The following is an 11,769-nucleotide window of genomic DNA, read 5'->3' on the forward strand; positions in this document are numbered from 1 at the left end:
CACGACTGCGGCGACCACATGACAGCCACACCGGACGCCCCCGGGTGTCCCGATCTTACGAATGATCCGAACGAACCCACGAAGAAAGGTATGGACCCTCATGACCAGCCCCGACAGCCGCCCCGGCCGGGTCGGCGTGCTGCTGCCCCGCGACCTGCCCGTGCAGCAGCTCCTCCGGTACGCCCGCCGCGCCGAGGAGCTGGGCTTCGACGAACTGTGGGTGGTCGAGGACCTCGGCTGGCGCGGCGGCATCGCCCAGGCCGCCAGTGTGCTCGCCGCCACCGGGGGGATCACCGTCGGCCTCGGCATCCTGCCCGCCGGGGCCCGCAACGTCTGCTTCGCCGCGATGGAACTCGCCACCCTGGCCCAGCTCCACCCCGGCCGCCTCACCGCGGGCATCGGCCACGGCATGCGCGAGTGGATGGACCAGGCCGGCGGCGCCTGGCCCGCCAGCCCGCTCACCCTGCTGAGCGAGTACACCACCGCGCTGCGCGCCCTGCTGCGCGGCGAACCGGGCCCCGCCGACGGGCGGTACGTGCGCTGCGCCGGCGCCCGGCTCACCGAGATCCCCGAGGTGGTGCCGCCCGTGGTGCTGGGCGTGCGCGGCCCCAGGTCGCAGGCGCTCGCCGGGCAGGTCGCCGACGGCCTGCTGCTGGCCGAACCCGCCGCGCCCGGCTACGTCGCCGCCTCGCTGGAGCGGCTGGGCCGCCCCGGCGCCGAGGTGATCACGTACGACGTCGCCGCCGTCGACCCGGACGGGGACGGGACGGCCGCCGTCGAACGGGTCCGGCCCGGGCTGTCCGCGATCGGCGAACCCGACTGGGCGCCGCACCTCGAACCGCTGCCGTTCGCCGCCGAGTTCCGGGCCCGCCGGGCCGCGAGCGCCGACGGCGAGGAGTTCGCCCGGACCATGCCCGCCGAGTGGGTCCGCGCGCTCACCGTCAGCGGTACGCCGGAGCAGGCCCGGGCGGCGATCGCCGGGCGGCACGCGGCCGGTGCGACGTGCGTCGTGCTCACCCCGGTGGGGAGCGACCGGCTGGGGGAGCTGGAGTCGCTGGCGCGGGCCCTGCCGGGCAAGGACTGAGCGACGGGGCCCGGCGCGCCGCCGCCCCCCGGACCGGTCAGGCGGACACGGCGCACCGGTCCGCCCAGGAGACGGCCTGCCCGGCCGCGTCGACCGGCTCGTACCAGGAGCTCAGGCCGAGCAGCCTGCTGCCGAGCTCGGTGAGCCGCGCGGTCGGGTAGCGCTTGGACTCGTGCAGCACGGGATCGCCGACCAGGGTGCGGTTCCAGCGCGGGGTGCGCAGGTGGCGCCAGGAGTCGACGCGGGACTTGCGCAGCCGCTCGTGCTCCTCCAGGGCGGGCATCATCGACAGGTACTGCACGGCGCGCACGCCCCGCTCGGAGCGGTTGCGGGCGACGCCGTGCGCCAGCAGGCCGTTCCAGATCAGCAGGTCGCCGGGGTTCAGTTCGGGCCGGACCACCGGCAGTTCGGCGCGGTCGAAGTCCGGGCGGGCCGGGTCGCGGTCGGCGGGCTGGGCGGCCCGCCAGGAGTCGAACCGGCGGAACAGCTCCGGGCTGCACTGGAAGCCGCCGGTGTCCGGCGCGGTCTCGGTGAGCGCGATGATGCCCTGCACCCGCTGCGGCGGCACGCCCAGAGCGGTGTCGACGTCCCAGTGCAGCCGGTCGTCGGCGCCGCGGTCGGCCGGGTCGACCAGCGCCCGGTCGCGGTTGCCGCGGTTGGGCGGGTTGAGGTTGAGCCGGTCCAGGGTCACCCACAGCTCCTCGCAGTCCCAGACGTCCACGAAGGCGTCGTAGACCCGCTGGTCCTGCCGGCTGTCCCAGAGTAGTTGGTGGTGGTACGCCTCGACGAAGCCGTAGACGTGCAGCCGCCGGTCCAGCTCGGAGCGGAAGGGCCGGTCGGCGAACCAGCCGTCCGGGTCCCGCGGGTCGAGGCCCTGGAACTCCCAGGCGAAGTCCAGCATCCGGCGGGCGTGCTCGGCGGGCACCGCCTCGCGGACGACCACGTACCCGTAGGTCTGCCAGTGCGCGAAGTCCTCCGCCGAGAGCACCCGCAGCGGACGGGTCTTGGACAGCTCGCGCAGGGTGTGCTGGGCGAGGTACGACTCGCCGTCGTCGCTGAAGTACGGGCGCTCGCTCGCGGCCCGGTGGAGGTGGGGGCGGCGGGACGGGGCGAACATCATGGGACAGCCCTCCAGGTGGGTGTGCGGGCGGCGGACGGGCGGCCGCGCGCCCCGGCGAGGACACGCGGGCACGCGGACGGACCCGGCGGGGCGCGGGGACGGGGGAGCGGCACGGAGAACGGCGCGGACGCGTTCCGGGCCGGGGGACGGCGGCCGGTCGCGGTCGGCCCCCGCAGCGGGGCCGAGGGGCCGGGGCGACGGGGAAGGACGGCGCGGAGAGTGCGCCGAAGTCGCTCCGATCGCCAGATTGGTTCAGACCATACGCATTGTCAAGTTCCCGACCGGTAACTGTGGTTGGCCGCGGATCCAGCCCGGCCGGGTGGCGGGTCGGTTCCGGCTGCGACCACGGCCACGGCTACGACCACGGCCACGACCGCGACCACGGCCACGACCGCGGCCCGGGGACGCCGCACCCTGTCACAGCCGGTACCAGTGCCGGCGGGACTGCTCCGGCACCCGCGCCTCCCCCGGGGCCACGGGTTTCGCGGCGGCCGGCGCCAGGACGGCCGGTGCCAGGGCGGCCGGGGTCGGCGCCGCCGCCACCGGAGCCGCCGGCCCCGCCCCGGGCAGCGGCAGGACGGGCGGCCGCTCCCCGGCGTCCGCCGGCCCGGCCGGCGCCTCGTGCCGGCCCGGCACCGCCTCCTCCGGACGCCCCAGCGCCACCAGGGCGTGGCCCAACTGCTCCAGGACGCGCCCCCGGGCCCGGCGGTCACCGGAGGCGTCGTGCAGCTCCAGCGCCCGCCGCAGGCAGCCCACCGCCTGCGGCAGCCGCCCCAACGCCCGGTACACGGTGCCCAGGTGGAGCAGCGCCAGGCCCTCGGTGCGCGGGTCGGGGCCGGCGGGGCGCAGCGAGAGCCCCTCCAGCAGGAAGCGCTCCGCGTCCGCCAGCCGCCCCAGCCGCAGCGAGGCGTCCCCCAGGTTGGTCAGGGTCACCCGCTCCACCCAGCGGTGGCCGGCCGTCCGGGCCAGCGGCAGGGCCGGCGCCAGCAGCTCCAGGGCCTCCGCCGCCCGCCCCCGGCCCAGGACCAGCTCCGCCAGGTTGTTGCGCGCCGCGCACTCGCTCTCCGGGTCCGCGCCCCCGTCCGCGCAGCGCGCCAGCGCCCGCCGCAGGTGGATCTCCGCCTCCACCGGCCGCCCCGCGTGCAGCTGCGCCGCGCCCAGCAGCGCCAGCGACGCCGTCAGGGCCCGCGGATCGGGGCTGCCGGCCGCCGCCGCCACGGCTATCCGGGCCGCGTTCAGCCACTGCGCCCGGTGGTGCCGCCGGTGGAAGAACGACCACAGCGCGAACGGCAGCTGCCAGGCCGCGGGCGGCCGCCCCGCCCGCGCCGCGTGCCGGATCACCGACAGCAGGTCCGCCAGGTGCGCCTCGCACCAGGCCACCGCCTCCTCGGCCGCCCCGAACACCGGCGGCCGCACCCCCGGCAGCGGTGCCGCCCCCGCCGGGCGGGCCCCCGGCTCCAGCAGCCGCCCGGCCGCGTCCGCACCCTGCCGGTACCAGTCGTACAGCCGGTCCAGCGCCGCCGCTCGGTCCCGCGGCGAGTCCCGGCCCTCCGCCAGCTCCCGCCCGTACACCTGCAGCAGCGAGTGGAAGCGGTACCGCTCCGGCGCCTCCAGCTCCAGCAGGTGCACGTCCGCCAGCACGTCCAGCAGCTCGTGCGCGTTGCCCGCGGTGGTGCCCAGCAGCGCCGCCGCGGTCTCCGCGGTCAGCCCCGCCCCCGGGTGCAGCGCCAGCAGCCGGAACGCCCGGCCCGGCTCCGGCGCCAGCGCCCGGTACGACCAGGAGAACACCGTCCGCAGCGCCGAGTCGCCGTCGTCCGCCGCCGCCAGCACGTGCAGCCGGGTGCGGTCCGAACGCAGCTCCTCGTTGACCCGGGCCAGCGTCAGGCCCGGCCGGGACAGCGCCCGTTCGGCCGCCACCAGCAGCGCCAGCGGCAACCGCCCGCAGCGCAGCACCAGTTCGCGGGCCGCCGCCGGGTCCGCGTCCACCCGCTCCGGGCCCAGCGTGCGGCGCAGCAGCTCCACCGCCCGCTCCGGCGGCAGCGGGGCCAGCGTCACCCGGCGCGCCCCGTCCCGCACCACCAGGCCCGCCATCCTGGTCCGGCTGGTCACCAGCACCAGGCAGCCCGGCGCACCCGGCAGCAGCGGACGGACCTGGGCGGGCGCCGCCGCGTTGTCCAGCACCAGCAGCACCCGCCGCTCGGCCAGCAGGGTGCGCAGCAGCGCGCTGCGCTCCGGCACCCGGGGCGGGATCGTCCCCGCGTCGGCGCCCAGCGCCCGCAGGAAACCGTCCAGCACCTCGCCCGGCTCCCGGGGCGCGCCCGAACTGCCGTGCCCCGCAAGGTCGCTGAACAGCACCCCGTCCGGGAACCGGTCGCGCACCCGGTGCGCCCACCGGACCACCAGCGCGGTCTTGCCGACGCCGCCCATCCCGTCCACCACCCACACCCGCGGGCCGCCCTCGCCCCAGCGCGGCCGGGCCGCCGCCAGCGCCCCGTCCAGCTCGGCCAGCGCCTCCTCCCGGCCCGCGAACACCCCGGGCGCCGGGGGCAGTTGCACCGGGACCGCGACCGGGGCGGCCGGGGCGGCGGGGCTGCCGGGGGCGGTCGCCGAGGGGGCGGCCGGGGCGGCGTCCGGCGGGCCCAGCAGCTCCGGAGCCACCCCCAGCGCCCGGGCACAGGCCGCCGCCAGCAGCTCGTGGCCGGGCCGCCGACCGGTCTCCACCCGGCTCAGGTAGCTCTTGCTGTAACTGGTCGCCCGGGCGAGCTCAGCGAGGGAGAGCCCGCGCTCCTGCCGCAGCGCCCGCAGCCGCTCGCCGAACCTCACGGCCCCGGCCCCCACTCTCCTGATCCGCCGTCACTGCCCCCGTGCGGTGCCGCGGGTGTTGCCACCCGTCGCCTGTCAACGGGCAACACCTTGCCGGTGCCCCGTGCGAACCCGAAGGATGGAGGCGGTGCCAGGCCCGCAGCACGCCGCGCGCCAGCCTAGTCCGTCGCCGGGGAAGCGACGGACGGGCCGTCCACCGGAACCGACCAGGCCAGCGGAGTGCGATGCCCCGAAACCCCCACCCCGAACGCCCCGCCGCGGGCACACTCGACAGATGCCCACCGAGCACTGGCCGCTGCCCGGCCTGACCGTCCGCACCGAGCGCCTCGAACTGCGGCTGCCCACCGAAGCGGAACTCCACGAACTCGCCGACCTCGCCGCGCACGGCGTGGTCGCCCCCGGCACCCGCCCCCTCGGCTCCACCTGGGCCTACGGCACCCCCACCGAACGCGCCCGGGCCGTCCTGCGAACCCACTGGCGCGCCCAGGCCGGCTGGAGCCCCGAGGACTGGACCCTGCCCCTGGCGGTCTTCACCGACGGGCACCCGGTCGGCGTCCAGGCCGTCCGCGCCACCGACTTCGCGCTGCGCCGGGAGGTCCTCTCCGGCTCCTGGCTGGCGTTGCCGCACCAAGGCCGCGGCCTCGGCACGGCCGCCCGCGCCGCCGTGCTCCACCTGGTCTTCGCCGGGCTCGGCGCCACCGACGCCACCTCGCACTGCTACACCGACAACGCCCCCTCGCTCGCCGTCTCCCGCCGCCTCGGCTACCAGCCCGACGGCATCCAGCGCGACAGCCGCCACGGCGAGCCCGCCACCACCCTGCGGTTGCGGATCACCCGCGAGCAGTGGGACGCCACCGAGCGCCCCGAGACCCGGCTGACCGGCCTGGACGCCTGCGCCGAACTCTTCGGCCGCTGACGGCGGGCACGTCCGCGCCCGTCCGTCCGTTGGCCCGGTGCGGAACGGAGGACGGAGCGGAACGATGGTGCCCTACCTGATCGTGCTGGGCGTGCTGGCCACCGTACTGACCGGGCTCGGCCTCGCCGGGCGGGCGCTGCGCCGCCGCGGTGGCACCGGCGCCGCCGCGCTGAGCGGCGCGCTGGCCGGGTACGAGGAGGCGGTGCGCGCCACCTCGTACCAGGCGCACGTGGAACTGCGCGCGCAGGCCGACCGGATCGCCCCCGTCGAGGCGCCCGACGGCTTCCGGCCCCTGCTCGGCCCGCTCAGGCGCCGGCGGCGGCAGCTCCGGCAGCGGCGGTGACCGTCACCTTGAGGTGCTTCATGATCGGCTGGTCGCTCTGCGTGCTGTAGTCGCCGATCGCGCACAGCACGTTCATCTCCGGCATGTAGCCCGCCGCGCAGCCCCGGGGCAGGTCGTACGGGACGGCGAGGTAGCCGTGCAGGGTGCGGGTCGAGCCGTCCCGGGCGGTGGCGGTGACGTCCACCGGGTCGAACTCGGCGAGGTGCCGCTCGCGCATGTCCTGGCGGTTCATGAACACCAGCGTGCGCAGGTTCTTCACGCCCCGGTAGCGGTCGTCGTCCGAGTAGATCGTGGTGTTCCACTGGTCGTGCGAGCGCATCGTGCCCAGCGCCAGCGTCCCCGGCTCGGGCAGCACGTCCGGCAGCGGCGCGGCGGAGAACTCGGCCCGGCCCGACGGCGTCAGGAACACCAGCTCGCGGGCGGGCTGCCGGATCCGGAAGCCCAGCGGCAGGCGCACCCGCCGGTTGAAGTCCTCGAAGCCGTCCAGCACCTTCTCCATGGTGTCGCGGATCCGGTCGTAGTCCTCGACGTACCACTCCCAGGGCGTCCGGCTGCCCGGCAGCGCCGCCCGGGCCAGGCCCGCGACGATCGCCGGCTCGGAGAGCAGCTGCCGGGAGGCGGGCTTCTTCCGCATCCCCACCGACAGGTGCACCATGCTCATCGAGTCCTCCACCGAGGCGGCCTGCACCCCGCCGCGCTGCCGGTCCTGCTCGGTGCGGCCCAGGCAGGGCAGGATCAGCGCCCGCCGCCCGTGCACCAGGTGACTGCGGTTCAGCTTCGTCGACACGTGCACCGTCAGCTCGCAGCGGCGCAGTGCCTCGTGGGTGTACGCGGTGTCCGGCGCGGCCTGCGCGAAGTTGCCGCCCATCCCGACGAACACCTTCACCTCGCCGCGGGCCATCGCCCCGATCACCCCGACGGTGTCCAGCCCGTGCGCGCGCGGCGCGTCGATCCCGCAGACCCGCGAGAGCCGGTCCAGGAACTCCGGCGCCGGACGGTGGTCGATTCCGCAGGTCCGGTTGCCCTGCACGTTGGAGTGCCCGCGCACCGGCGACGGGCCGGCGCCCTCCCGGCCCAGGTTGCCGCGCAGCAGCAGCACGTTGACGATCTCCCGGACGGTGTCCACCCCGTGCTCGTGCTGGGTGACGCCCAGGCACCAGGAGAAGATCGACCGGTCCGCCTCCCGGTACACCCGGGCCGCCGCCAGCAACTGCGGCCGGCTCAGGCCGCTCTGCCGCTCCAGCTCCTCCCAGGGCGTCCGCTCCACCAGCTCCCGGTACTCGGCGAACCCGGTGGTGTACCGCTCGACGAACTGCTCGTCCAGCGCCTTCGGGTCGTGCGCCGACTGCTCCAGCACCGCCTTCGCGATGCCCCGCAGCAGCGCCATGTCCCCGCCGATCCGCACCTGCAGGCTGAGGCTGCCGGTGGACGTCGCCCGCCCCAGCGCCATGTTCCCGAACTCGTGCGGCACGATGGTGCGGGTCGCCGCCGCCTCCACCAGCGGGTTGACGTGCACCACCTTCGCCCCGCGCCGGGTCGCGTCGGCCAGCGCGGTCAGCATCCGCGGCGCGTTGGACGCCGCGTTGACGCCCAGGACGAACAGCGCGTCCGCCGCCTCCCAGTCGCGCAGGTCGGCCGTCCCCTTGTTCGTCCCGATCGACGCCGTCAGTGCCCGCCCGGACGCCTCGTGGCACATGTTCGAACAGTCCGGCAGGTTGTTGGTGCCCAGCTCACGGGCCATCAACTGGTACAGGAACGAAGCCTCGTTGCCCAGGCGCCCCGAGGTGTAGAACGCCGCCTCGTTCGGGTCGTCCAGGCCGCGCACCACCTCGCCGAACAGGTCGAAGGCGCGCTGCCAGTCGATCGGGACGTACCGGTCGGTGTCCGGGTCGTAGACCATCGGCTCGGTGAGGCGCCCCCGGTCCTCCAGCGCGAAGTCGCTCCACCCCGACAGCTCGGAGACGGTGTGCGCGGCGAAGAACTCCCGCCCCACCCGCTTGCCCGTCATCTCCCAGGTGACGTGCTTGATCCCGTTCTCGCAGATGTCCAGGTGCAGGCCCTTGTAGTCGTCCGGCCAGGCGCACCCCGGACAGTCGAACCCGCCGTTCTCGTGGTTCATCTTCAACACCGCCCGGGGCCCCTCCACCCACTCCCCGGTCGCGGCCAGCACCTTCGCCACGCTCTTCGCCGCCCCCCACCCGGCCGCCGGGTGCCGGTACGGCTCGAACGACGGCGGCGCCGACGGCTCCGCCCCCACACTCGGTTCCACCTGCGGTTCTTCGGCAGCGGTCACGGCACGCCTCCCGGCTCTCGGGCACTCCACACGGCAACGGAACCCCCATCGTGCCCACCGCCCGCCCGCCCGCGCCCCACCGCCGCGCCGGGCGGGTGGCACCCGGCGCGGCGGTGGACCTCAGCTCAGGTCGTGGTCGCCCAGCTGCTCCGTCAGCGGCGTGACCGGGCCGAGCGGGGTGCAGATCTCGTCGCCGCTGTTCCGGGTGAAGCACAGCTTGCCGTTCGACAGCGCCGAGCCCTCGGGAACGAACTGCCAGTAGTAGCGGTAGTAGACGGTGCCGGCGTTCATGCCGTCGCCCATCGGCACGGTGTCGTAGCGGTTGCCCGCCCGGACGCTCGACTCGGCCACCAGTTGCGAGCTGCCGTCCATCCACCGGCAGCTGTTCCCGGGCTGCCCGCACCAGTCGCCCTCCAGCGACACCAGCACGTCCGGCGGCGCCATCGAGGAGCGCCCCACCGGGTCGGAGGCCAGCCTCAACCGGACCAGCACCGCCGTCTTCCCGGTCGGCACGGGCACGCCCGGCAGCGCCACCGCACTGTGCACGCCCCCGACCAGCTGGGCCGTGTACGCGTACCCCCCGTCCTTGGGGACGGAGCCGTGCACCACCTCGCCGCTCGGCTCCGGCAGCAGGTCGACCGGCGAGGGCATCGCCCCCGGCCCGCCCGTGCCCTCCGGGGACGGAGCCCCCGACGGGAGGCCCGCGCGGCCCGGAGCGCTGTCGCCGCCCCCACCGCTGCCGCAGCCGACCGCCAGCACGGCGGCGGCCAGCAGGCCGGTGGCTCTGACGGCAAGACGGATCGAACGCATGTGTTCCCCCCCTGTGGATCGCCCCGAACGCGGTTCCCGCGCGGGCGTGCTGACGGTGTGTGTACCACAGCCGGACGGCCCCCCGCCCGGCCGTTCCGCCCACGCGCGCACCGGCCCGGGGACGATCCGGACCGCGACGGACAAGCGGACACCCCGCCCGGACGGCCGTCAGTCCGCCGACGGCGCCCGGCGCTCGACCCTCCGCAGGCCCTCGCCCCCGGCCACCGGCCACAGCCGGACCAGCATCCGCTCCGGCACGGCCCCGCCCCGGCGGCAGCCCTCAGCGGGCGCCGGGCGCCTGCCCGACGACCTGCTCGGCGAGTTCGCGGGCGGCTGCCGCCGGGCTGGTTCCGGGGCGGGTCGCGCCGGCGGCGAGGACGCCGTCGACCAGCAGCAGCAGCTGGTCGCCGGCGGCGGCGGGCCGGGGGTGGCCGAGGCGGGCGAGTTCGGCGGCGAACAGGGCGGCGACGTGCTCGCGGTACTCGCGGGTGACGGCGTGGCCGGGGTGCTCGGGGTCGGCGAGGGCGAGGTAGCGGCAGCCGCGGAAGTCGTCCCCGACGAGGTGGTGGTGACGGGGGAGCGGGCCACCATCCGCTGGCGCTACCACTTCGGCACCGGCCCGCACGGCCACGGTCGCCCTCGGCGGGCACATCGCGATGGTCGGCTTCCTCTCCGAGACCGCCCCGCCGATCGACGCCCGGCGGCTCTTCGCCTCCGGCGGCTCTTCGCCTCCGGCGCGGTCCTGCGACCGGTCGCGGTCGGCAGCCGCGCCCAGTTCCGCGCACTCGACGAGGTCGTCGAGCGGCACCGGATCCGCCCGGTGATCGACCGTTCCTTCCCCTTCGACCGGGCCGTGGACGCCTTCCGGTACTACGCCTCCGGCTCGGCCTTCGGCAAGGTGGTGATCGAACTGCCACCCCTGGCGGCCTGAGGCCGCTCCGCCACCGCGGGCAGATGCGCCGATGCCCTCCGACAGGGCTCAGGGGCGGTCCGCCGCGGCCCGGGCCAGGGTGCGGGCGAGGCGGGCGCGGGCGGCTTCGCCGCGGGTCCAGATCCAGGCGCGCCAGGGGCGGGGCGGAGGGCCGGCCCAGAGCTGGAACTCCTGGACCGCGAGGTCCTCGGAGACCCGCCAGCGGACGGTGGGGCCGGAGGCTTCGGGGACGTCGGTCAGGCCGTCGAGACGGCGGGCGGCGGCGAGGGTGCCGGCGCCGGTGCGGCGCTCCCAGCCGGAGAACCGGTCGAGCAGGGCGTGCGACTCGATCAGGGCCGGGACGGAGGGGGCGATCTCCAGGAACACGCCGCTCCCGTCCGTCACCCCGGCCCGCCCGTCGGTGTGGACGCGGTGGCCCACCGGGGAGGAGACGCGCTCCCCGAACCAGTCGAAGTACCAGCCGCCGGCCGGGTCGGCCCCCATGTCCCGGTGCAGGTCGTAGACCCACTCGCGGGCTCCGGCGGGCTCGCCGCCGCGCACCAGGTAGCGCAGGCCGCCGTAGCGCTGCTCGAACCCCTCACGGCGGATCAGCAGCAGCACCGGCGGCGGCACCCGCCGCCCGGCGCGCTCGCGGACCCACCGGAAGTCCCCGGCGAGCCGGGGCTCCGGGGGCGGCTCCCGCCGGCCGGTGCGGCGCAGCAGGTCCTGCGCGAGGGGGGTGAGACCGGTGGGATCGTCCAGGATGTGCATCCCGTGCGTCATCTTTCTTCGTGGCCCGGAGGAAGGGACGGGCGCGCCTCCCGGCCCGCACTTCGGGCCGCGCGCCGCCGCCCCACGCTACCGCGCGGGGTGGCGGCGCGGGGAGCGCGCCGGGGGGCTGCGACAATGGGCGGCGACGATCTTCGCGTCGACGCATCGGACGCAGCAGACAGACAGTGAGGTTGCCTTGTCCAAGGTCAAGCTGAGCACCAATCACGGCGACATCGTGATCCGGCTGGACGCCGAGAAGGCCCCGGCCACGGTCGCGAACTTCCTGCAGTACGTGCGGGAGGGCTTCTACAGCGGCACCGTCTTCCACCGGGTCATCGACGACTTCATGGTGCAGGGCGGCGGAATGGAGCCGGGCCTGCGCCGCAAGGAGACCCGCGCCCCGATCCAGAACGAGGCCGACAACGGGCTGAAGAACAACCGGTACACCGTCGCGATGGCCCGCACCGCGGACCCGCACTCGGCCACCGCCCAGTTCTTCGTCAACGTCGCGGACAACGCCTTCCTCGACCACACCGCCAAGAGCGGCCCGGGCTGGGGCTACGCCGTGTTCGGCGAGGTCGTCGAGGGCCGGGAGGTGGTGGACGAGATCAAGTCGGTGCCCACCGGCTCCAAGGGCGGCCACGCGGACGTCCCCAAGGAGGACGTGCTGCTGCTCTCCGCCGAGGTCGTGGAGTAGGA

The 11,769-nt window shown here is 76.1% G+C and carries 11 protein-coding genes; 5 read left to right on the forward strand and 6 right to left on the reverse strand.

The genetic code is table 11. From position 1 onward, the window contains the following. Positions 1-100: 100 nt before the first annotated feature. Entirely contained in the window at positions 101-1,084 is a 984-nt protein-coding gene (locus tag ABD345_RS35625; protein ID WP_344558403.1) for an LLM class flavin-dependent oxidoreductase, read from the forward strand. A gap of 37 nt (positions 1,085-1,121) precedes the next feature. Here the strand turns inward: ABD345_RS35625 and ABD345_RS35630 are convergent, their stop codons facing one another. Both ABD345_RS35630 and ABD345_RS35635 read right to left on the reverse strand, forming a co-directional pair. Next, positions 1,122-2,204: a phytanoyl-CoA dioxygenase family protein gene (locus ABD345_RS35630; protein ID WP_344558404.1), complete on the reverse strand. Its 1,083-nt coding sequence runs from the start codon at positions 2,202-2,204 to the stop codon at positions 1,122-1,124. Between the two features lie 417 nt (positions 2,205-2,621). Beyond that, positions 2,622-5,027, reverse strand: coding sequence for an ATP-binding protein (locus tag ABD345_RS35635; protein WP_344558405.1), 2,406 nt, complete (start codon positions 5,025-5,027; stop codon positions 2,622-2,624). A 274-nt stretch (positions 5,028-5,301) separates the two neighbouring features. On the opposite strand from ABD345_RS35635, the gene ABD345_RS35640 reads away from it, so the two are divergent. Both ABD345_RS35640 and ABD345_RS35645 read left to right on the forward strand, forming a co-directional pair. Next, a complete protein-coding gene (locus tag ABD345_RS35640; protein WP_344558406.1) occupies positions 5,302-5,943 on the forward strand; it encodes a GNAT family N-acetyltransferase in 642 nt (213 codons plus the stop codon). 64 nt (positions 5,944-6,007) lie between these two features. Further along, the gene (locus ABD345_RS35645; protein ID WP_344558407.1) at positions 6,008-6,286 is read left to right on the forward strand and encodes a hypothetical protein; all 279 of its coding nucleotides are present in this window, start codon (positions 6,008-6,010) and stop codon (positions 6,284-6,286) included. Here ABD345_RS35645 and ABD345_RS35650 read toward each other — a convergent pair. From ABD345_RS35650 to ABD345_RS35660, 3 genes are all read right to left on the reverse strand, one after another. After that, entirely contained in the window at positions 6,249-8,555 is a 2,307-nt protein-coding gene (locus tag ABD345_RS35650) for an FdhF/YdeP family oxidoreductase (protein ID WP_344558439.1), read from the reverse strand. The genes ABD345_RS35645 and ABD345_RS35650 overlap by 38 nt on opposite strands. Positions 8,556-8,699: 144 nt before the next feature. Continuing rightward, a complete protein-coding gene (locus tag ABD345_RS35655; protein ID WP_344558408.1) occupies positions 8,700-9,389 on the reverse strand; it encodes a hypothetical protein in 690 nt (229 codons plus the stop codon). A 280-nt stretch (positions 9,390-9,669) separates the two neighbouring features. Then, positions 9,670-10,197, reverse strand: a complete 528-nt coding sequence (locus ABD345_RS35660; protein ID WP_344558410.1) for a TetR family transcriptional regulator — start codon at positions 10,195-10,197, stop codon at positions 9,670-9,672. Between ABD345_RS35660 and ABD345_RS35665 the strand changes: the two genes are divergently transcribed. After that, entirely contained in the window at positions 10,132-10,320 is a 189-nt protein-coding gene (locus tag ABD345_RS35665) for a zinc-binding dehydrogenase (RefSeq protein WP_344558441.1), read from the forward strand. The genes ABD345_RS35660 and ABD345_RS35665 overlap by 66 nt on opposite strands. A 48-nt stretch (positions 10,321-10,368) precedes the next feature. Here ABD345_RS35665 and ABD345_RS35670 read toward each other — a convergent pair whose 3' ends face one another. Continuing rightward, positions 10,369-11,070 (reverse strand): protein kinase family protein, encoded by a 702-nt coding sequence (locus ABD345_RS35670; RefSeq protein WP_344558411.1) that lies wholly within the window; start codon positions 11,068-11,070, stop codon positions 10,369-10,371. 196 nt (positions 11,071-11,266) lie between these two features. On the opposite strand from ABD345_RS35670, the gene ABD345_RS35675 reads away from it, so the two are divergent. Next, complete coding sequence (locus ABD345_RS35675) at positions 11,267-11,767, forward strand: peptidylprolyl isomerase (protein WP_344558412.1); 501 nt, start codon at positions 11,267-11,269, stop codon at positions 11,765-11,767. The last annotated feature ends 2 nt before the right edge of the window (positions 11,768-11,769 follow it).

It is taken from the genome of Kitasatospora saccharophila (genome assembly GCF_039529925.1).
Taxonomy (GTDB): domain Bacteria; phylum Actinomycetota; class Actinomycetes; order Streptomycetales; family Streptomycetaceae; genus Kitasatospora; species Kitasatospora saccharophila.

What these genes read in the sequence shown, in the direction of transcription:
- ABD345_RS35625 (WP_344558403.1), top strand. Translation starts at nt 101, where the DNA reads ATGACCAGCCCCGACAGCCGCCCCGGCCGGGTCGGCGTGCTGCTGCCC.
- ABD345_RS35630 (WP_344558404.1), bottom strand. Translation starts at nt 2,204, where the DNA reads ATGATGTTCGCCCCGTCCCGCCGCCCCCACCTCCACCGGGCCGCGAGC.
- ABD345_RS35640 (WP_344558406.1), top strand. Translation starts at nt 5,302, where the DNA reads ATGCCCACCGAGCACTGGCCGCTGCCCGGCCTGACCGTCCGCACCGAG.
- ABD345_RS35645 (WP_344558407.1), top strand. Translation starts at nt 6,008, where the DNA reads ATGGTGCCCTACCTGATCGTGCTGGGCGTGCTGGCCACCGTACTGACC.
- ABD345_RS35655 (WP_344558408.1), bottom strand. Translation starts at nt 9,389, where the DNA reads ATGCGTTCGATCCGTCTTGCCGTCAGAGCCACCGGCCTGCTGGCCGCC.
- ABD345_RS35670 (WP_344558411.1), bottom strand. Translation starts at nt 11,070, where the DNA reads ATGCACATCCTGGACGATCCCACCGGTCTCACCCCCCTCGCGCAGGAC.